Annotated in this window: 17 protein-coding genes and 1 pseudogene; all 18 read left to right on the top strand. The window is 52.8% G+C overall.

All coding sequences use genetic code 11. From position 1 onward, the window contains the following. Positions 1–291: 291 nt before the first annotated feature. On the top strand, positions 292–1,434 hold the full coding sequence (locus tag ACMTNU_RS05315) for a pyridoxal-phosphate-dependent aminotransferase family protein (protein ID WP_413934193.1): 1,143 nt from the start codon (positions 292–294) through the stop codon (positions 1,432–1,434). A 17-nt stretch (positions 1,435–1,451) separates the two neighbouring features. After that, on the top strand, positions 1,452–3,050 hold the full coding sequence (gene serA / locus ACMTNU_RS05310) for a phosphoglycerate dehydrogenase (RefSeq protein ID WP_413934192.1): 1,599 nt from the start codon (positions 1,452–1,454) through the stop codon (positions 3,048–3,050). A gap of 22 nt (positions 3,051–3,072) precedes the next feature. Continuing rightward, positions 3,073–4,467: an ATP phosphoribosyltransferase regulatory subunit gene (gene hisZ / locus ACMTNU_RS05305; protein ID WP_413934191.1), complete on the top strand. Its 1,395-nt coding sequence runs from the start codon at positions 3,073–3,075 to the stop codon at positions 4,465–4,467. Beyond that, positions 4,464–5,816, top strand: a complete 1,353-nt coding sequence (dnaB, locus tag ACMTNU_RS05300) for a replicative DNA helicase (RefSeq protein WP_413934190.1) — start codon at positions 4,464–4,466, stop codon at positions 5,814–5,816. Before hisZ ends, dnaB begins: the two co-directional genes overlap by 4 nt. A 304-nt stretch (positions 5,817–6,120) precedes the next feature. Next, entirely contained in the window at positions 6,121–7,944 is a 1,824-nt protein-coding gene (locus ACMTNU_RS05295) for a tetratricopeptide repeat protein (RefSeq protein WP_413934189.1), read from the top strand. 325 nt (positions 7,945–8,269) lie between these two features. Next, positions 8,270–8,426 (top strand): annotated as a pseudogene (locus tag ACMTNU_RS05290) (type IV pilin protein); the annotation flags it as partial. A 583-nt stretch (positions 8,427–9,009) separates the two neighbouring features. After that, a complete protein-coding gene (locus tag ACMTNU_RS05285) occupies positions 9,010–10,953 on the top strand; it encodes an O-antigen ligase family protein (protein WP_413934188.1) in 1,944 nt (647 codons plus the stop codon). 11 nt (positions 10,954–10,964) lie between these two features. Further along, positions 10,965–11,861, top strand: a complete 897-nt coding sequence (locus ACMTNU_RS05280; RefSeq protein ID WP_413934187.1) for a hypothetical protein — start codon at positions 10,965–10,967, stop codon at positions 11,859–11,861. A gap of 35 nt (positions 11,862–11,896) precedes the next feature. Beyond that, positions 11,897–12,829, top strand: coding sequence for an ABC transporter ATP-binding protein (locus ACMTNU_RS05275; RefSeq protein WP_413934186.1), 933 nt, complete (start codon positions 11,897–11,899; stop codon positions 12,827–12,829). Position 12,830: 1 nt separating this feature from the next. Further along, complete coding sequence (locus tag ACMTNU_RS05270) at positions 12,831–13,595, top strand: ABC transporter permease (protein WP_413934185.1); 765 nt, start codon at positions 12,831–12,833, stop codon at positions 13,593–13,595. 30 nt (positions 13,596–13,625) lie between these two features. Beyond that, entirely contained in the window at positions 13,626–14,771 is a 1,146-nt protein-coding gene (locus ACMTNU_RS05265) for a glycosyltransferase (protein WP_413934184.1), read from the top strand. Positions 14,772–14,786: 15 nt separating this feature from the next. Continuing rightward, complete coding sequence (locus ACMTNU_RS05260) at positions 14,787–15,662, top strand: ABC transporter permease (RefSeq protein ID WP_413934183.1); 876 nt, start codon at positions 14,787–14,789, stop codon at positions 15,660–15,662. After that, positions 15,663–16,949 carry an ABC transporter ATP-binding protein gene (locus ACMTNU_RS05255; RefSeq protein ID WP_413934182.1) on the top strand — a complete coding sequence of 429 codons (1,287 nt, stop codon included), beginning with the start codon at positions 15,663–15,665 and terminating at the stop codon, positions 16,947–16,949. Further along, entirely contained in the window at positions 16,946–17,644 is a 699-nt protein-coding gene (locus ACMTNU_RS05250) for an O-methyltransferase (protein WP_413934181.1), read from the top strand. The genes ACMTNU_RS05255 and ACMTNU_RS05250 overlap by 4 nt, the downstream gene beginning before the upstream one ends. Positions 17,645–17,849: 205 nt before the next feature. Continuing rightward, on the top strand, positions 17,850–18,740 hold the full coding sequence (locus tag ACMTNU_RS05245; RefSeq protein ID WP_413934180.1) for a hypothetical protein: 891 nt from the start codon (positions 17,850–17,852) through the stop codon (positions 18,738–18,740). Positions 18,741–18,756: 16 nt separating this feature from the next. After that, positions 18,757–19,512, top strand: a complete 756-nt coding sequence (locus ACMTNU_RS05240; RefSeq protein WP_413934179.1) for a class I SAM-dependent methyltransferase — start codon at positions 18,757–18,759, stop codon at positions 19,510–19,512. 111 nt (positions 19,513–19,623) lie between these two features. Beyond that, positions 19,624–20,802, top strand: coding sequence for a glycosyltransferase family 9 protein (locus ACMTNU_RS05235; RefSeq protein WP_413934178.1), 1,179 nt, complete (start codon positions 19,624–19,626; stop codon positions 20,800–20,802). 137 nt (positions 20,803–20,939) lie between these two features. Continuing rightward, positions 20,940–21,656 (top strand): hypothetical protein, encoded by a 717-nt coding sequence (locus ACMTNU_RS05230; protein WP_413934177.1) that lies wholly within the window; start codon positions 20,940–20,942, stop codon positions 21,654–21,656. Positions 21,657–21,691 lie beyond the last annotated feature (35 nt).

The raw sequence follows: 21,691 nt of genomic DNA, 5'->3' as shown, positions 1-21,691 counted from the left end.
CAGCCAGCGGCATGAGGCTGTAACCTATGGCGTCCACTATTGACGACTGGGCTCACTCAGTCCTTTACCATCACCGCTCAGGGTTGGCCTGCAAGCCCCATTGCTTCCCATTGCCATTAAAGAATCCCTTCACAACGGGCATCAGCTGCGTCTTAGGGAAAGACTAAATCACGCAGGCAATCCTGTCGCTCAATTCCTTGACAGGCTCCTCAGGCAAATGGTAGCGTAGCCCCTCTCCAGAGAGCTATCTTGCCGAATTTACTATTGTTATTTCTGAGGAGGTCTTGATCCATGCTGAAGCGCTATCTCTTAGCTCCAGGCCCGACACCAGTACCCCCGGAGGTGTTGTTGGCGATGGCTCGTCCGATGATCCATCATCGCGCCCCCGAATTCGACCCGATCTTTGCCGAGGTGCGCGAGGGGCTAAAATGGCTGTTTCAGACCAGGAATGACGTCTTGATGCTGGCTGCATCCGGCACCGGCGGAATGGAAGGATCCGTCTCCAACTTCCTCTCACCTGGGGACAAGGCCCTTTGCATCAATGCCGGCAAATTTGGAGAGCGCTGGGGGAAGCTCTGTAAAACTTTTGGGGTACAGCCCACTGAGATCAAAGTTGAATGGGGCCACGCGATCAATCCCCAACAGGTCGCTGATGCGCTGAAAAAAGATCCATCGATTAAGGCAGTCTATATACAAGCCAGTGAGACCTCGACGGGAGTGTCTCACGATGTCAAAGCACTGGGTGAAATTGTCAAAGGCTACGAGAACACCATTTTGGTGGTTGACGCGATTACGGCACTTGGCGTGTTCGATATTAAGACCGATGCCTGGGGTTTGGATGTCGTGATCACCGGCTCACAAAAGGCGCTGATGCTCCCTCCCGGCATGGCATTCGTAAGTGTCAGCGATAAGGCCTGGGCTTTAGCCGACAAAGCCAAGAATGCGGCCTTTTATTTCAATTTCAAGAAGGAACGTGAGAATCAAGTCAAGAATCAGACCGCCTTCACTCCAACCGTTTCATTGATCATCGGATTACAAGAAGTGTTTCGAATCATGAAAGCCGAAGGACTGGACAAGATGTTCGCCAGACAAGGGCGGTTAGCTCAAGCCATGCGCGAAGGAGTCAAAGCTGCCGGTTTGGCACTCTTTCCAAAAGAATCGCCAAGCGATGCCTTGACCGCAGTCTGCGCCCCGGAGGGAGTGGATGGACAGGCCATCTATAAGAACCTCCGTGTCCAATACGGTATGACGGCAGCGGGTGGGCAAGATCACCTCAAGGGCAAAATATTCCGCCTCTCTCACATGGGATATGCTGATTCGTTCGATGTCATCGCCGCATTGGCTGCAACAGAAATGGTACTGAAAGGGCTTGGCCATCCCGTCAAATTAGGCAGTGGCGTCGGGAAAGCCCAAGAGCTTTTGATGGCAAAGTAACCAGAGTGAGGGGAGACATGGCTGCAGCAGGTATGAAAATTCTGATCAGCGATAGCTTGTCGAAGCAAGGAGTTGAAGCTTTGGAAAAGGCGGGGTTCACCGTGGTGGTGAAGTCCAAAATGCCGAAGGATGAGCTGCTCAAAGAAATCAAGGATGCCGATGGATTAATCGTCCGATCAGGCACGAAGGTGACCGAGGAACTGCTTGCTGCAGCTGAAAAGCTCAAGGTGGTTGGTCGGGCTGGATCCGGTCTCGACAATGTCGACACACCTGCGGCGACTCGTCGCGGCATCGTCGTCATGAATACCCCTGGCGGTAATACCGTGACGACTGCCGAACATACGATGTCCATGATTTGCGCCATGAGCCGGCGCATTCCCCAAGCCACCGCTTCGGTCAAGTCCGGAAAGTGGGAAAAAGATAAGTTCATGGGTGTCGAGCTCTACAACAAGGTGCTCGGCATCATCGGTGCGGGACAGATCGGCAGTCACTTGACCAAGATGGCGCAGGGAATCGGCATGAGTGTTGTCGCATTTGATCCCTACCTGACACCTGAGCGAGCCGAGCGGATGGGCGTGACCATGTTGGACCTTGATGAGCTGTTCCGTCGAGCGGACATCATTTCCGTTCACACGCCGTTGACTCCGGAAACCAAAGGCATCATCAACACCCAAGCCATCGCCAAGATGAAGCCTGGAGTACTCCTCGTCAACTGCGCCCGTGGTGGAATCATCAACGAACAGGATTTATACGACGCGTTAAAAACAAAACGAGTGGCTGCTGCCGCCTTTGATGTCTTCGAAGAAGAACCCGTGAAGCCCGACAATCCACTCCTGACATTGGATAATTTTATCTGCACTCCGCATATCGGTGCCCAGACCACGGAGGCGCAGGAAAACGTCGCCATCGGGATCGCCGAACAGATCGTCGACTACTTTACCAAAGGCGTGGCAAAAGGGGCCGTCAATATTCCTTCCGTCGCACCAGAGCTGCTGCCTCGCCTGCAACCTTTCCTCACATTAGCTGAAAAGCTTGGCTCTCTTCAGACCCAGTTAGTGCAGGCCGGTCTCGAACGAGTGACAGTGGAGTACAGCGGCGAAGTTACGAGTCTTTCCATTGCGCCCTTGACCATTGCTGTTCTAAAAGGTCTGCTTAATCCCATCATGGAGCACCCAGTCAATTATGTAAACGCTCCTATCGTGGCAAAAGAACGCGGTATCGAAGTCAAAGAGATTAAGAGTACTGATGCCGGAGATTTCACGAGCCTGATACGGGTTCGTGTCGAAGCTGGGAAAGCATCCCACCAGGTCGCAGGTACGCTGTATCATAAAAAAGAAGCCAGAATTACCGAGATCGACCAATTCAAAGTTGAAGTTGTCCCCGAAGGACACATGCTGCTCATACATAACGTGGACCGTCCCGGAGTCATCGGAACAGTGGGGAAAGTCCTCGGTGATCGGGAGATCAATATTCTTCGCATGCAGTGTGCCTTGGAAAAACGTGGAGGCGATGCCCTTCTGATCATCGGGTCGGATACGGAGTTTCCTGCTGCGGCACTGAACGAGATTCGTGCGAGCTCAAATATTCTCTCCGTCAAGGTCGCGAATCTGTCATAGTTATCGTCGTCACTAGGCTATTATGGCTGCTGCTCCTCCGGCGCGCGCGCTCTCTTCGGAGAAGGTGTCCCTCGTACGCGAACACTCACTTGTTCCGGTTGGAATGGCGACCATTCTCCCGGAAGCAACCCGCCATGTTCGTCATCTGGAATCCCAGTTACTCCAAGGGTTTTATGGAGCCGGCTACGACGAGATCATCCTGCCGACCTTTGAGTATCTCGACGTGTTGGCGCCAGGTCTGGAACCAAGATTAGCGGAAAATTCGTACAAAATCATCGATAGAACGACCGGCCGCATCCTGCTCTTGAGGCCGGATGTCACCGCACAAATCGCTCGAACGGTCGCCATGGGGATGGTCGGAGCTCGTCTTCCTTTACGGTTGTCCTATCGCGCCACAGTATTTCGCTATGAACCAGAGCATGTCGGCCGGGACCGCGAGATTTTTCAAGTCGGTGCCGAACTGATTGGAACGGACGATCCATCTGCAGATTGCGAGATGATCACCCTGATGATCGAGTCACTTCGTCAGGTTGGGCTGCAGTCGTTCAAAGTATCGCTGGGGCATGTCGGGTTCTTCAAGGGTCTCTTGGTGTGCGCTGGACTCTCCGCCGAAGGGAAGAAACGGGCTGAAGAGGCCGCCGCCAGAAAGGATTTGCCGCGGCTCGAAGAAATTCTCCTGCAAGAGCGCGTGAGCAAGCGTTCTGCCCGTCGAATCCTAGACGCCCTTGAGCTCTGCGGAACAGCTGAAGTCTTAGTCAAAGGACGCATTCTCGCCAAAGGTGAGAATGCTCTATTGGAGGCATTAGATCGATTGGCCAGTGTCTATAGAATGCTGTGCGCCTCAGGGTTCAAGGACCTGCTCCTGCTTGATTTGGGTGAGTTTCGAGGATTCGATTACTATGATGGGGTGGTCTTTGACGTGTTCTCGGAGGGGATCGAAATGGAATTAGGCGGAGGAGGGCGTTACAACCACCTCATCGGGCGGTTTGGCCGTGACCTACCATCCACAGGATTTGGACTCAATGTCGATCGCCTCTTCCGAAGCCTCAATCTTTCCGGAGCCATGCAGCCTCTTGACTCCAAGATCCTTGTGGTAGGCCCTACGAATTCGTCCCATGACCTGGTTTCCCTCGCCCAGGAACTTCGCCAGGCTGGTCTTCGAGTACTGCAACGATCCATTGCAGCCTCTGGCCAAGACTTGATCCGTATGGCTACGGATGCTGGTCGTGAATCAGATGCCACCACAACGATCGTGATCGGTACGGATCGATCTCACGAGGATCATGTCCTGCTATTGCAACCGAGGACGCCGCAACGAGTCAGAGACACGACGAGTACGGCCAAGGTTCAGAGACAAACGGTGCTGAGACAGAACCTTGTTCGCATGCTGCAGGTCAGCCACGAAGAGGCACCATGATGGCTGGCAGTTCAGTTGATCTCTCTCAACCGAAGCTCCCACCCCAAAATTTGGAAGCAGAGCAATCGGTCCTCGGCGCCATCTTGCTCGATAACGCCGCCATGCCGAAGGCGATGGAGCTGCTAGTCGAGGACGACTTCTACCGCACTGCTCACAAGAAAGTTTTTCAAGCAATGCTTGAGCTGGCCGACACAGGGGAAGTCATCGATCACATCACGTTGACCGAGCGGCTCAAGGCTCGGAAAGAGCTCGAAGCAGTTGGAGGGGCCGCGTACCTCGCGGAATTGGTTCAGATCGTCCCAAGTTCAGCCAACATTCGCTATCACTGCAAAATCGTTCGAGATAAAGCCGTCGCCCGTCAACTGATTAGCACATCGACAGAGGTACTCACCAGAGGATATGAGGGAACCGCCTCTATTGATGACTTGCTCGATTTCGCCGAACGGTCAGTGTTCAGCATTGCCCAAGGGAAACTAGAGCGATCGTTTAGCCCAATCAGCCAGGTCATTAAAGAAAGTCTGGATGTCATCGATAAACTGTCGAAACGAAAAGAACATGTCACCGGTGTACCGACAGGGTATTATGATCTTGATGACATCACCGCTGGGCTTCAGGCTTCGGATTTGGTCGTCGTAGCAGGGCGACCAAGTATGGGAAAAACAAGTCTGGCGTTAGGGTTTGCGACACATGCCGCCATTCACGCCAACACGGTCGTCGGCATCTTCAGTTTGGAAATGTCCAAACCCCAAATCGTCCTGCGCATGCTCAGTTCTGAGGCACGAGTCGATTCACATGCGCTCCGCACGGGCAAACTGCAGAAAGAAGACTGGTGGAGACTGGCGGAGGCAGCCGGTCGGTTGGAACAGGCCTCAATCTATATCGACGACACCGGAGGAATCACTGTCCAGCAGATGCGCGGGAAAGCCCGTCGCCTCAAAGCGGAAAAAGGACTAGACCTGCTCATCGTCGACTACCTCCAGTTGATGCAGGGCCGAAGCGATTCAGAATCTCGCCAACAGGAGATTTCCGATATCTCTCGCTCGTTGAAAGCCTTAGCAAAAGAGCTCAATGTGCCAGTGGTCGCACTGTCTCAGCTGAGTCGCGCCGTGGAGGCGCGCAAGCCACCAATTCCCATGCTGGCCGATCTTCGGGAAAGTGGAGCGATCGAGCAGGATGCCGATGTAGTCATGTTCATTTACCGCGAAGATGTGTATGACCAGAACTCAGAACGAAAGGGAATTGCTGATATTATTGTCAGTAAACATCGAAACGGACCCATCGGAAAGAAAGAACTGTTTTTTCAGGATCGCTACGCCAAATTTGAAAGCCTGGATCTTCGTGAAGCCTAACAGACCGCTGAGAAGCTCCGTTACGACTTTAACCAACTTCACTTATAGGCAATCCGGGACGTTCCAACAGGGAGCCTGGCGCAACGGCATTGTCATCCTCCCTCAGTGCTCGTATTCCACAATCGTAAGTCCCTTTCAGGAAAGACGCTTCACTCGTTTGCACGCAAGACAACCACCAAACTAGAGAACCTCCTCTACTTCCTAACGAGACATCGAGCGGTTTGCGCATCCTTCCGTCACTCGGTATAATCTCCCTGTACCGATGCCCACCCAACCTAATCAACACAGTAGGCAGGAACTAATCATGACGTTTGGTAGCAAATCACCTAGGAGAACTGGGGTTGTTCCGTTCGGGGTAAGCTGGCTCATCCCATGTGTCCTTGTTGCCTGTGCAGCGGCCCCACAACCCCACAAGACCGGTCAGCCACCAATTGCAACCCAGCCGCCTTCCCCGGCTGCGCCTGAATCCGATGCGACTTATCATTTTATGATGGGACACCAGGCGGAGCTCTCCCAGGATATTGAAACTGCCCTCAAGGAGTATCACGCCGCCTTAAAGATCGACCCGAAATCACGAGAAGTCCAAGCGCGTTTGGCAGCCATCTATTTTGCATTGGGAGATTTTCCACAGGCCGTTCAGTTCGCCGAAGCAGTGGGCCAGGGGACAGGACACGAACCACAGATGCTCACGCAGATGGCCGGCATCCTTGCCAGTGCTGGGAAACCGGAACGTGCCCTGGAACTGCTGGACAAGGCGATCGAGAGCGCCCCAGAGAGAGGAGAGTCCTATTTCCCCAAAGGGTTGATCCTCTTAAACCAGAAGCGAATCGCCGAGGCTGAGCAGGCTGTGAAAAAGGGCCTGCAGTACACCTCGGATTCCCCGATCGGTCACTATTACCTGGGTCGCATCTCACTGGAAGCCGGAAACACCGACCAAGCCCTGGCAAGTTTTGATCGCGCCATCACAGTCAATCCAGCATTTGAACCGGCCTATCTCGCACAAGCGTCGGTGCTTGAATCACGCCAAGAAAAAGACAAAGCCATCGTCGTGCTGAAGCGGTATCTTGAACAGGTCAATCCACGCAATCGAGACATTCGGCAACATTTGGTCCAGTTATATATCGCGACCAAAGACTATGCCGGAGGTCTCGCAGAACTTGAAACGATATTGCAAGATAATCCCGGCGATCTTGATGCCCAATTGCGGATGGCGCTGATCTACGGAGAAAAAAAAGAGTTCTCCAAGGCAATCAGTCGATTGACCGAGATTTTGAACGCCAAGCCGGCGGAGCTCAAGGTGCGTGACTACCTTGGATATTTATACGAAGAATCAAAGGATTTTCCAAAGGCCATAGAAACCTATCGGTACAATATTCACTTGGATCCCAAATTCTCGGATAGCCACATCCATCTCGGCGTGCTTCTCTATCGGCTCAAACAGTTTCCAGAAGCCGTGACGCATCTCAGTGAAGCCGTGCGGCTGGTGCCGAAACAACCGGAGCCCTACATTGTTCTGGGATTGGCGTATGTGCAGAGTGATCAGTTTGAAAAGGCCACGCAAGCCTTTGAAGAAGGGATTCGGCATCATCCAAAGAACGCCGACCTTCATTTCAACCTTGGCACGGCGTACGACAAGTTGAATCGCTTCGAAGACGTGGAACAGGCGATGGAAACAGCGCTCTCCCTGGATCCGCATCATGCCGATGCGCTGAACTATCTCGGGTACAGTTATGCCGACCGCGGGATCAAGATTGACCAAGCTCTATCCCTGACGAAACGGGCGGTCGCGCTGAAACCTGAAAATGGGTACTATGTAGATAGCCTAGGTTGGGCCTTCTATAAGTCCGGTATGCTCGCAGAGGCCCTCATCGAGATCAAGAAGGCTGTTTCGCTGGTCGGCGATGATCCTGTGATCTATGAACATTTGGGGGACATCTATATCAAACAACAGAAGGCGAGTGACGCACGTGACGCATGGCTTCACTCACTTGAGCTGGACCCGTCCAACGATAAACTGCTCCAACGCTTCCGCGAGCAAGGCATGACCAATCCTGCTTATGAAGAGCGAATCCAGCAGGCCAAGCGCCGTGTTGCGGAGAAGACACAGAGTCAACAAGCGATCCCTTAAATTTCTCCTCTCTCACAATCCCTGATCTGTTGTGCTTCTTAAGCGGCCGATTGTCTGATTTCCTCTACCCCGTTTCAGCCTGCTTCCGAACCTCGCATGTGCCAATTCTTGGCCGTTCAGAACATATTACGGTCGAAAAACCGTCCAGGGAAGGCCGTTCGGATGGTGGCTTTTTCATAACTCATTGCAACATCAGCGATTAGTGGTACCCTGAGCGTGGTCACTGACCGGCATTGAACCTGCTATGAGAACCGGTAGGCGGCAACAAAGGCGCCGCAGGTTATGAACCGAGCCGTCAGTGAACCATCAACAAGGAGGCAGTACAATGTTGACGCTTCGTAAACAAGAGGGTTTTACCCTCATTGAGTTGATGATCGTCGTGGCGATCATCGGGATCCTGGCGGCCATCGCCATTCCCAACTTCGTTGCCTACCAGGCGAAATCGCGGCAGTCGGAGGCCAAGATCAACCTTGGCGCTATCTTTACGTCGGCTACCGCATTTGCGGCTGAACAGGCAACTCCGACGTATGTTCCAGGCCCCACGCTCGATCCCATCGGCTGGTCGCCAAGTGGACAACCACGCTATACGTACTTCTATGCCACGGGCGCGGTCGGTGCTGCTTCAGCATCTGCGGCCACGGCGTTTACCCTTCCTTCGAGCGTAGTAGCACCAACTAGCTGTACATCGGCACCAACGACTGGAAGTAATGCAGTAGCCGCAAGTGCAACGGTAGGAACGACACCGGCTGGGTTTACAGCAGGTGCGCAGGGGAACGTCGACTCCGATGCCACCTGCGATGACTGGTTTATTAACGACCAGCGCAGCTTGACCAATACCCGTAACGATGTCGGCGCCTAATCCAAGTTAGGCAGGTGTGTCCAAGAAAGGGGATCGGCAAACCCGATCCCCTTTCCTATTTCTAAGGGTCATGAGGATCTTCTACGGCTGCCCTCTTCCAGACTTCAGAAATCGAAACTTGCTGCTATGTGCACGCAATAGGTTGCTTTACTATGCGTTCGTGAAATGCCTTACAATGCGTCTCACCATGGCCCCTGGCTCGTGGCATGAACAAGCTCCTCACTGAGAGAATCCCGGTTTCTCTGACGGGACCCTGCCTGGTCATAGGAAGCTTGACGGTATTCTCCCCATTGATCGAGGGAGGAACCACACAGCTCCCTGTTCTGATCATCCGGCTCATCCTCTTGGTCGCCTTGGGGAGCTGGCTTATGGCTGGGCTCTGTCACTCCACATTAGTCATCCCTCGAACGGACCTCTGGTGGCCGATTGCAGCATTTTTAGGATGGTCTGGCCTTTCCCTCCTGTGGTCACCCTATACGAATGTCAGTCTTCAATGGTTTCTGAGCCTCCTGCTTTATGCCGTCTTTTTCTTAATGATCCTGCTTGGGACAGACAGCGAGAAACGGTTGCAAGGCTTCCTCCTCCTCATCTTACTCATGGGGATGTTTGAAGGAGGACTTGGGATTATCCAATACCTGTATGGCGGAGAATCGAGGGCCAAGGGAACGTTTTTCAACCCTAACTTTTTCTCAACGTATGAGACGGTATCTGCCGTGCTGGCGATTAGTCTCCTGTGGTTCGGCGCGGAGTACGGAAAGACAGGCAACCTACTCTTGATCCTGTGCGCAACAATATCCGGTACCGCAGTGATACTGGCGCAATCGAGGGGAGGAGCAGCGGCTTTTCTCATCGCCATTACAGCCATCGGATACTTCAAATATGGAAAGTCCACCCTATTCCTGCTTCTCATATTGATTCTCGGCACAATCCTGTTGCCTAACCCCCTGAAACAGCGAGTGCTGGAGGTAGGGAAGCAGGATCCCTACGCCTATACAAGGATAGAAATTTGGGAAGATGCGACGAAACGTCTTCGTGACCATCCGCTGGGGATTGGGCTTGGCATGTATAAGTACGCTTCTTTTCAATATCGTTTCCCCATAGATGACGCCATTATCCACTATGGAAAACGTGCCGAGACGGCACACAACGAATATCTTCAGCTGGCCGTGGAATTGGGAATAGCTGGGTTGGCGTGCTTTCTGTTGAGTATCGCAGTGTGGACGGCGGAAATTAAACGGATATGGAAGACGGACCTTCCTCAACAGTCCAGAGGACAACTGGTCGGGCTCTGCGCCGGAGTCCTGGCCTCGATCGTCCATGCCACGGTGGACTCTGTGTTCCACGAACCGGCCCTGGTGCTTCTCCTTATTTTAGAGGGAGGTCTCGCTGTGGCCTTAGGAAAACAGGTGCGTGGCACACAAGCCGAACCGTGGTGTTTCACCCCGCCATACCATGTTACGCGGGTGATACTTATTATGGTGTCATTGGGCGCCATGGCATATCTCGCCATCCAACCAACCGCAGCATGGCTCCTCGTCAAGCAAGGCAACAGCGCACAAGCCGAACATGACAACATGTCGGCTATTAAGTGGTATCGCTATGCCTCAATGGCTGACCCTGGTGCCACAGCAGTTCGGGACGGACTCGCACGGTTGTGCATTCAGCGATTCAGGGAGACCGGTGCTCCTGAATGGCTTGAACAGGCTGCCAGTGAAATGGCGGTCGCTATGGCCCTCAACCCACTCGATGGTCGGCCACCTTATCGGCTAGGGACGATCTATCTCTTGCAACTCGAGCAGCAGACCTGGGCTGCTCATAAAATCTCACTGACCGCACAAGCGACACAGGCATTCAAAAAATCGATAAGTGTGGACCCTTTTTCGCCCTTCGGATATTTTGAATTAAGCAAACTATATCGCGGGAAAGGAGATCGCACCTCAGCTCAGCAACTGCTTGAACAAGCGATCACTTACGAGCCGAATTTCATACCCGCTCGGGTGGCACTGGTGGATTTGGCACGAGAGAGCGGACACACAGACGTCGCAAGTATGCAACTGACCGCTATCCAAACAATTCGGTGGAAGTTTCAGGACTGGACATTGACGTCTATGGAACAACAATTCCTGGGGATACAGCCACCGAGGCCCTAGCAGCATTGCACATGCCCCCTGTCGCACGTCTAACAAAGCAGTGGATCCTCTTGGCATTACTCGGGATGGGTTTGTGCGCCGGTATTGTGACGACTCAAATCGTTCTGGACACTACACGCGCAGGAATTCCAAAGCTTCAGCGCATGTCGTATCTCCCTGATGGACGGATTCTCAAGGTGGCAGCGCTCGGCTATCGAGAAGTCGCCGCGGATGTTCTCTGGCTGCAAGTCATTCAAGCCATGGGTGACAGGCATGTCTCCCAAGAGACAGGCCAATGGATCTATCGCGCCTTGGATGTGGTGACGACGTTAGACCCTACGTTTGTGCGAGCCTACGAGGCGGGCGCACACGCACTCTGTACGATTGTGGTGATGCCTGAGGAAAGTAACCTGCTGCTTGAAAAGGGCATTCGACATAATCCCCAGGAATGGCGTCTGCCATTTCTCCTGGGCTTCAATCTTTATTTCGAATTGGGTGATAACCAGAAAGCGGCTGAAGCCATGACCCTGGCAGCACGAATTCCCGGTGCGCCGGAGATTATCACACGGCTTGCGGCCAAATTACTGGTCTCTGCGAAGTCACCACAACAGGCCGTTGAGTTACTGGCGAAGATCTATGACGGCACCTCGGATGAGAATGTCAAAAGATTACTGGAGCAGCGCTTGCGCGAGGCCATCGTCGAACGGGATCTCGCAGAGTTTGAGGATGCGATCGAACGGTTCCAAGCACAACATTCACAACGACCGGCTCGACTTGATCAGTTGGTCCAGGCAGGACTCTTGCGGGAATTACCACAAGAGCCGTTCGGCGGGCATTATCACTACAATGCTGAAACGGGCGAGGTGCGGAGTAGTGAAGTCAAGGAACGAATGCGAATGACGCTTCGGAAAAGAGGACAGTATCAATAAACTCTCACCCAGTTTGCTCGGAGAGTGGATCAAGCATGGATGCCATCGCCGTTGAACAGGTCACAAAAGTCTACGAGCCACGGTGGCCATGGCACCGCTCCTCGACTGTCCTGTCGGATGTGTCCTTCTCCGTCAGCAAAGGAGAGATCTTCGGATTCTTAGGGCACAACGGAGCCGGCAAGACGACCACCATGAAAATTCTGCTCGGGCTCTTGAGGCCGACGAGCGGTAGGATTGAAGTATTAGGCGCACCAGCCGGCGACGTGGCAACCCATAGCAAGCTTGGATACCTCCCTGAGTCGCCATACTTTTACGATTATCTCACGGCAGAAGAATTCCTTGCGTTTTACGGGAAACTTGCAGGAATGTCCCAGAACGCGATTCACGGTCGTATCCCCAGCTTGCTGGAGCAGGTCGGTCTTCACGAGGCCCGGCATCGCCAATTACGCAAATTCTCCAAAGGAATGCTGCAACGAATTGGTCTGGCTCAGGCCCTCATCCAGGACCCTGAATTAGTCGTGCTCGATGAGCCGATGTCAGGACTCGATCCGATGGGACGGAAGGAAGTACGAGATCTCATCTTGACTCTTCGCGAACAAGGGAAGACGGTCTTCTTCAGTACCCACATCTTGTCCGATGTCGAGATGATTTGCGACCGCGTGGGCATACTGGCAAAGGGCAAGATGCTTGCACTGGGGACAGTGGAAGAATTAGTCGACGGGCAACTTGCCGAGTCCATCGAAGTCGTCTGCGATGGAGTGATCGGGACACAGATCGAGCCGGTCCGGCGGCTGGCTGTTCGAACACTACAAAGTGGAGCGCGCTGTCTGATGGTGCTCCCAGGACACGAGTGCCTCGATGAAATCCTTGAGGCACTTCGTGGTGCCGGTGCCAAATTGGTCTCTATTATTCCGCACAAGGGGTCGCTCGAGGAACTCTTCGTCCTCAAGAGTCACGGCGAGGGATAGCATGCAACGTCTCTATGCAGTGGCCGTGAACACATTTCGAGAGACCCTTCGCGACAAGATCCTCTACAATCTTGTACTGTTTGCCGTCCTTCTTATCGGGTCCTCAGTGCTGTTGGGAACATTGACCATTGGGGAGCAGGCCCGTATCGTCAACGACCTGGGATTAGCCGCTATTAATTTGGTGGCGGTCATCATCGCCATTTTCGTCGGGATCGGCCTGGTCTCCAAGGAAATCGAGCGACGAACCATCTATACCCTTCTTGCCCGACCCATCACCAGAGCCCAGTTCGTGCTCGGAAAGTATCTAGGGTTGGCACTGGTCATCCTCGTGAACATCGGCATTATGTTCGCCATGTTCTTAGCCACCGTCAAGCTGAGCGGCCATCCGATCCATGCGTCGTTGTTTCAGGCCGTCGAGTTGATGATGGTTGAGGCCTTGTTGGTCATGGCCTTTGCCTTGTTATTTTCCACGTTTAGCTCGTCGATCCTCAGCGCAACGCTCACACTTGGCATCTATGTGATCGGCCATCTCACCAGCGATCTAAAGACGATCGCGGAAAAGAATGCCTCCGGTGTGATCAAGTCGCTCACAACGACCTTGTATTATGCCTTTCCCAACCTTGAAACGTTAAATATCAAGGGTCAGTCCGCTGCAGGGATCTCAGTTGATCTGGGATTCCAACTGATCGCGACCACCTACGGACTGCTCTACACAGGCCTGCTCCTCGTCGGAGCCTGCCTGATCTTTCAACGGCGAGACTTTTAGCGGTATCGAACCCTCGCGCGTACATGCTCTATGCACGTCCTGGCTGTGCTCCCCCCAGATCGGTGGATGGAGATCAATCTCCTCGATCCATTACGCCGGCACTATTGTGACAGCCTTCAGATTTTCAACTACCCCGGTGGGATGGGGCAGCTGGGCTCCGCCGGTTGGCGCCGCATACGAGAGCAGCTAAACCATGACCTACTTTCAACTGCCCGCAAGCTTCAAACAACAGGCCGCCTCGATCTCATATTTTGTGTCGTCTACGACGATTTTCTTCTCGTCGACACCGCGCAGCAATTGCAGCAACTCGCCGTCCCCATGGTGAACTACCATGTAGATATGGCCTTTCAGTGGTATCGCGTCATTCGCACCGCTCCCTATTTCGATGTGTTGGCCGTGGCGCAAATGACGAACGCAGACCATCTCAGACCCTATGTCCAGCAGATTCACTGGATGCCGATGGCGGCCAATCCGCAATACTATTTCCGTGATCGGCATCAGACATCGACCTACCAGCACTCCGTGTCATTTGTCGGAAGTTTTAACCCCTATCGCCGCGCGTTGTTGGCTGACTGTATCAGTCAGGGCATCACTCCGGTTGTCTATGGGAGAGGTTGGACAGCGGCAGCACCAAGCCCTTACACGTTTTCATGGGATGCCTATAAGGTGTGCCACGATCTTCGTTACTACGCCGTTCCACGCTGGAAGGCAGACGGTGTCAAAAGCCTACTGGGACCACTAGAACGCAAGTATTCACGGCAATATTCTTTTGAACTCTTGAGCGGGGCTGACTTAAGAGGACCCTGCGAGGAGAACACACTCCCCGGTATCTTCGCAGAAAGTCAGGTAAATCTGGGTTTTTCAGACACGGGGTGGCATAGTGGAACGGAGGTACGGGATTCCAAAAATTTGCAATGTCGGCTTCGCGATTTTGAGGTGCCGATGGCCGGAGGATTCTACCTTGTACAAGAAGCACCTGATCATCATGAGTATTTCCGGATCGGAGACGAAATCGTGACCTGGACTGAGCCTGCGGAGTTGATTGAGAAAGCACGTTACTACACACAACATCCTGCTGTGACAGATCGCATCCGCCGCGCAGGACAACGGCGAGTTCTTGAACATCATACGTGGCAACATCGATTTGACCGGTTGTTTGCCCATATTCACTCATGAGACCCAGTACATGACATGGCAAGCGTCTCTCGTGCTGTCATGAAGGATCGTCATGGCCCCGATTCAATCAGCGCGGACGCCCTACGCATTGTACCGCTCGAGACACTTCCATCGCTTGGAATTAGGGAGATTTGGATCTATCGAGAACTTCTCTACTTTCTGGCCTGGCGAGATCTCAAAGTTCGATACCATCAGACAATTCTAGGGATCCTCTGGGCAGTTATTAAGCCCTGCTCTATGATGATCGTATTCAGTGTATTTTTTGGATGGCTGGGGCGAATTCCTTCTGACGGATTACCCTATCCTATTTTCGTGTTTGCTGCCCTGCTACCATGGCAATTGTTTGCCCATACACTGTCAGCGACGAGTCATAGTCTCGTAGCCAATCAACACTTGATCACCAAAGTGTATTTTCCACGACTCATCATTCCCATCTCGTCAATGGGTATTGGGCTCATAGATTTCGGGATTGCGCTACTCGTGTTGTTCGTCATGCTGCTGTATTACCACATACCCATCATCCCTCAAATACTGGCGCTACCAGCATTTATGATGCTGGGTATCACCAGCGCACTGGGAGTCGGGTTATGGGCGTCTGCGCTGAACATCCGGCATCGAGACGTTGGGCATGCCATTCCCTTTGTCACGCAGCTTTGGTTCTTCGTAACACCGGTGGCGTATCCAAGCTCGCTGATCCCGGAATCGTGGCGCGCGTGGTACGGCATCAACCCCATGGCGAGCGTCGTGGAAGGATTCCGATGGGCCTTGTTTGGAAATGGAGTGGATATCGCGTTGATGTTCATCCTGTCTCTCCTGATTTCATCGACACTCTTGATATCCGGCCTCTACTTCTTCCGACGAACAGAGCAAACATTTGCCGATGTGGCCTAGATGATGAGTAACGTTGTCATTCGAGCAAACAATCTCGGGAAGCAGTACACACTTGGCGATGGACAGAGCTGGTGTCGGACATTGCACGCTCAGATGCGAGACTCATTGTTGTCTCATCGAGAGGCAGAAGCGACACGGACGTGCAATGCCAATAGCGAGCTGATTTGGGCATTAAAAGGTGTGTCGTTCGATGTTCGGCAAGGAGAGGTGCTTGGAATCATTGGGCGGAACGGTTCGGGGAAAAGTACTCTCCTGAAGATCCTTTCGCACATCACTCCTCCGACGACTGGCTGGGCAGAACTGGTCGGGCGCGTTGGCTCATTACTCGAAGTCGGGACAGGTTTTCACCCTGACCTGACCGGACGAGACAATATCTATATGAATGGTGCTGTCCTTGGAATGACGAAACGCGAGATCGATAAGCAATTCGACTCCATTGTGACATTCGCAGAAGTTGAAAAGTTTCTGAATACGCCGGTCAAACGATACTCGAGCGGCATGCATATGCGGCTTGCGTTTGCCGTCGCAGCCCATCTTAAAGCCGATATTCTTCTTGTTGATGAGGTGCTGGCAGTCGGCGACGCGGCATTTCAAAAGAAATGCCTCTCCAAGATGGATGATGTATCTCGTGAGGGACGAACGGTGCTCTTGGTCAGCCATAACATTGCATCCATTCTAAATTTATGCAGCACCGCGATGCTCCTGGATGGCGGCGAAGTTCAGGCCTATGGTACCGCACAGGACGTAGTCGATCACTACTTGAGTGGGAACACTCCTATACTGGGAGAAACGCAACTCCATGCACCACACAAGGTCCAGCCAAGGCAGGAGCTTTCGCTTCAAGCCATTCGAATCCGTGATAGCCGTGGCCGCGTGACCGGTTCCATCGACGCCGTGCAAGGCTGCATGGTCGAGGTGGATTACATGGTCCATCGCAAGATTCGAGGGGGACAAGTCAGCCTGGAATTATGGAACGGGGAGGGGGTCTGTGTCCTTTGCACGACGGATCTTGACTCCTGTCCCGAGTCCAAATCTGTTCCACGGCTGCCCGGTCTCTACCGTGTTTCCTGCAAATTGGATTCTGCATGGTTCCGTGCAGGACGGTATTGGATCAGTCTGGGAGCGAGTGTCCCAGGGATCCGCGTGCTCGATGAGGCTCCCCATGCAATTAGTTTCGAAGTGGTCGATACGGGGAGCGTCGAACATAAGCTGGCTCAAGGTCGCCGGGGTATCATCGCGCCGACCATCAAGTGGAGTGCCACAAGCCTATCGACGGTGGACACATGAACTTTGCCCATTCCTATCATGCCTTGTCACCACAGAACCAACGTCTGTGGAGAACCATACGTTGGATCATCCCATACCGTCTCCGCTGGTTTTTTGAAGGATGCCTACAGATTCCAGGGCAATTATGGGTGGCAGATCGAAAGCTGCTGTACAAGACGATCCGCCAGGTGAAACCAAAGACGGTGTTCGAGGTAGGGACTTGGCAAGGCGGAGGCAGTACCTACTTTATCAGCCAGGCGCTCTATGACAACGGTTTCGGCGTCCTCCATACCATTGAGGCTGATCCCCAGATTCATGCCATTGTCCGACAGAACTATCGAACATACCTCCCGCACTTGCTGAAGCACGTGGAATTTCATTCGGGCAAAGCTATGGAGGTCTATCCTCATCTCCTTCGCCAATTGGGGTGCGTCGATACGGTCTTCTTGGATGGTTCGGCAGATCCTCAAGAAGCCTATGGAGAGTTCGAGATGTTTGCACCGTTCTTACATAACGGCGGTGTGGTACTAATGCATGATTGGGACAACGAGAAAATGGCTCTGCTCCGACCCGCCTTGGAGCGATCCAGTCAATGGCGCATACAGCAGACCATTACAGCACCGGAATCGGTCGGTTTTGCGGTCGTACGGCACGTGGTGGTCACAGATATACCAAGTCGCGCGGAACCATTACATTCCATGCATGGATCAGAATGATGTCTCGCATAGACAGAGCGCTACTGTCGGGTGCACTGTGATTCATTTTGCCTACGCCCTGCCTCTTCTCAAAACCGGAATGTTCGCACAGCTCTTGTCTCGCTATTCAAACTTGGGAAATGGTTCAACGACGTTCCCTCACTGGTATAGGTATGGATGGTTTCCTGAAACTCCTACGCCACTACCAGCACCTGGTTCTATCACCATGCGGTTACTGTCCTACCTACAGCAACGTCACCCTATTCGGTTTTATAGTTTAGAAGAAACCGGTCACATCGACTGGAAGACCGATGATATTATCTTGGGTCACCCACACCCAAATCCAGACACCATTATCCAGCGGGCCTTTTCTTCCACTGCGCCCTGCAAGCACAAGGCACTCATTTTTCCCATTCATCATGCCATGCCTGATATCAACAAGTTTTCGCTCCCTCTGCTCGACCAAGCGGACCAGGTCTTCGGCATTATGGGTCCCTACTGGAAGGAGACATTGAGTCAATCCTGTTTTGCGCCGTGGAAACACAAAATCACAAGCCTCGATATGGCTATTGATGGGGCTGAGTATCCATACCTCAAGAAACACTTTAACCCACCTGGACGGCGTGGGTATTTTTACATTGGAAGCAGCAGTGATAGGCCTGAAAAGGGGTGTGACATCCTAGAAAAGACTATGGCCAAGGTATCAGGATTTCCCAATGGATGGATCGGCGGTGGACGAGAACTTTCAGGCATGAAACGAATTGCTACTTATGCCTCTCTCACACCGTCGTTTATGGTGTCACTCGCCAATCAGTTTGATTTTTTTATTAACACCTCCATTTCTGATGCAAACCCCACCACCATTCTTGAGGCAATGGCCTGGGGGTTCCCGGTTGCTTGCACACCTGGATCGGGCTACCACAATGTTCCTGCCATCACCACATTGAGCTCGACTGATATCGAGCACAACGTGAACATCTTACTCGCTCTTCAATTTGCTCCAGAAGAGCGCTTACAGGAAATCAGCCAGGAAGGACGACGGCTGATCGAAACACACTATTCATGGGATCGGTTCTGTTCGACCGTATGGAATGGTCTTAAACCCTATACCTGCTAGAAATTGGATGCAGACCATGGAAAAACTTCCGCTGTGCGTGAGCCTCGAGCGTTGGCAACAAGCCCAAGAATGGGAAGGAGCGTACTGGCGTGCTCAGCATCCTGATCGGTCTCACGTCCTGACAACCCCTCTCAAGAGGCTTACTGCAAAGGTGCTCAACAAACTGGGACAAGAAGCTGATCTGCCATCTGCGGGTGATGACTGGAATCATTGGTGGGCAGAGCAGTTTGACCAATATCGAGCCTTACCTTCCAGGTTTAGCAATGCCATTGAGCTGGGGTCAGGTCCATACACAAATGTTCGTGTGATACTTGAAGGTCGATCAGCCTCCCATCTGATCTGCAGTGATCCCTTAGTCAACGAGTACCTGCGCTTTAGGGGACAATGGCTGGCGAGAATGTGGCAAGAGGGAAAGGTGCATGTCGACGATCATCCGCTTGAGGAATGTCCCTTTGCATCAGACTACTTTGATCTTGTCGTCGTTATTAACGTGCTCGATCACTGTCGGGACAGCCTAGCGTGCATCCGGCAGGCTGTTCGCATCACCAAGCCCGGGGGATTCCTGGTGATTGGGCAAGACCTGAGCAACTTTGATGATGTGCAGCGCATCGGAGACGATATCGGACACCCTATTCGTATTGATCATGAAACACTCGATAACGAATTACTACAGGTCTTTCGGAAGGTTCACTACAAGATCTTGAGTCGAGATGAAGGTCGCAACCCTTCTGCTCATTACGGAACATACGTATTTATCGGCCAGAAACATTGAGCGTGCCATTGCGGTGAAGTAAACCTCTCGCTCTCTCTGCTTGACGTGGAGGACAGGTTAATGTGGAACCAGGCTATCCGAGAAATATCGTCACCCCGAGGAGCAATCAGATTGAGCGAGCCGCTGTTTCAGATAATGGGATACCGCAAAAAAGTGGATATCATAAACCTCAAGACGGTGGATCGTGCACTTGTCATTCGCCTAGATGATATAGGGGATATGATTTTATCGACTCCGTTTCTACGCGAGCTTCGTCAGGCAATACCACAAGCCAAGATTTCGCTCGTTGTGAAACCCACTGTGGCAGAACTTGCAGCCGATTGTCCCTTCATCGATGACGTGTTGGTCTATGACCCCGGTCCACTCGGCTATACCCCAACCCTTGATCGGATGAGGAGGATCTTTCTGTTCGCCGCACAGCATCTTTGGTTACGCAGGTTTGATTTAGCGATAGTCCCTCGATGGGATGCGGATCTCTACCATGCCTCCCACCTGGCCTATTGGAGCGGTGCGGCGTGGCGCGTGGGGTACTCTGAGCACGTCGTTCAGCACAAACAAGCTATGAATAACGGGTTTGATAGTCTCTATAGCCATGCCCTTATGGACAGTTCGCTCAAGCATGAGGTCGACCGAGGGTTGGACATCATCCGCTTTATCGGAGGCAACCCTAAGAACGATTGCCTCGCTTTATGGGAACCACAACATGAAGAACAACCACTATCCAATATACTGAGCGATCTCGGCATTTCTCATCACACACCCTTGATCGCATTTGGAATCGGAGCGGCATCCGCAACACGGCAATGGCCGCAGGAGCACTATGTTGAGCTGGGACGTTGGCTCACGAAGGAATACGATGCTCGCATCGTCATCGTAGGGGGACCATCTGATGTCAAGACTGGACACACTGTGGCACAGTCTTTGGGGAAAGATGTGATCAATGCCGTCGGCATGACGACCTGGCCTCAGCTCGGCACGCTGTTTCGATCTTGTAATCTGTACATCGGAAATGACTCAGGCCCAATGCATGTGGCGGCAGCCGCAGGGGCCCCGGTTATCGAGATTTCATGCCATCCTTCCAATGGGAACCCCTACTGGTCGAACTCCCCACTGCGATTCGGTCCATGGGGAGTTCCTTCCCAAGTGCTCCAGCCTGACACGGCTGTGACCCCTTGCAAGGAATACTGTGCATCAATGGACGCCCACTGTATCCGTCGTGTAGACATCGAACGTGTAAAAGACGCTGTCCGAATGAGTGTGTCAAACCGATACCAGCAGGCCGTCGCGTAACGCTCGACTTGGGGGACATCTTGTTCTTACTTGGGTTTCAATACGATATCGAAGGGCAGACGTTGATCAGAATCACTACACGTTCCAGAAACGTGAACGGTGATCTGATCGTTGCGCTGCGTTGGTGACAGGATACGATGTTTCAATTACGCCATCTCGTTCATCCCATCCGTTCAGCCAAAGCGCTAGGCCTCCGGCTGTGTTCGGAAAGGATTCCAGGGCCAGGCAACTCCGCTCAACAGCCCCTCGAATCACTTCCGAATGTGCCGGACCTCTTCTTCCAGTATCGGGCGTTGCTCGATCATCCTGAGTTAACGCGTAGGCCTGGAGGATGGATCTATCAGAACGCATTTTACCCTGACTATCTCACGGTAGGAGGAGCTGCACATGCCATTTTCCCAGAAGCACTGAAGCATTGTCGGGGAAACGGCATTGATGTTGGTGCTGGCCTGTGGCCTCTGCCCGGCGCCACCCCTGTCGATCTGTGGCGAGGGCTTGGCACGAACCGATGCGTGGCTGACTTCGAGAAAGGTTCCTTGGACTATGTGTTTAGCTCACATTGCCTTGAGCATATTGAGGCGTGGCAAGAAATCCTCAAAGACTGGATAGATCGCATGCGACTTGGCGGGATGATCTTCCTTTACCTCCCACATCCCAATTGCGCCATATGGCATCCTGGGTCACCGTTTGTTGGTGATGGTCACAAATGGATTCCAACTCCACCAGTGATCCAACAGGCCGTAGAGGAGATGGGATGTCACATCACACACCTCAATACAGGGCCTGATGCAATGCATAGCTTCTTCATCTGCGCGCAGAAGGGTACGGAAGAGTCAATCCGCACCAATGTATAAAGACGTATGAGGCATGTAAGGCTGCATTATCTGAT

It is taken from the genome of Nitrospira sp. BLG_1 (assembly GCF_047338595.1).
Taxonomy (GTDB): domain Bacteria; phylum Nitrospirota; class Nitrospiria; order Nitrospirales; family Nitrospiraceae; genus Nitrospira_D.
Note: the sequence above shows the minus strand (reverse complement) of the source record. Positions and strands in the feature narration are given on the sequence as shown.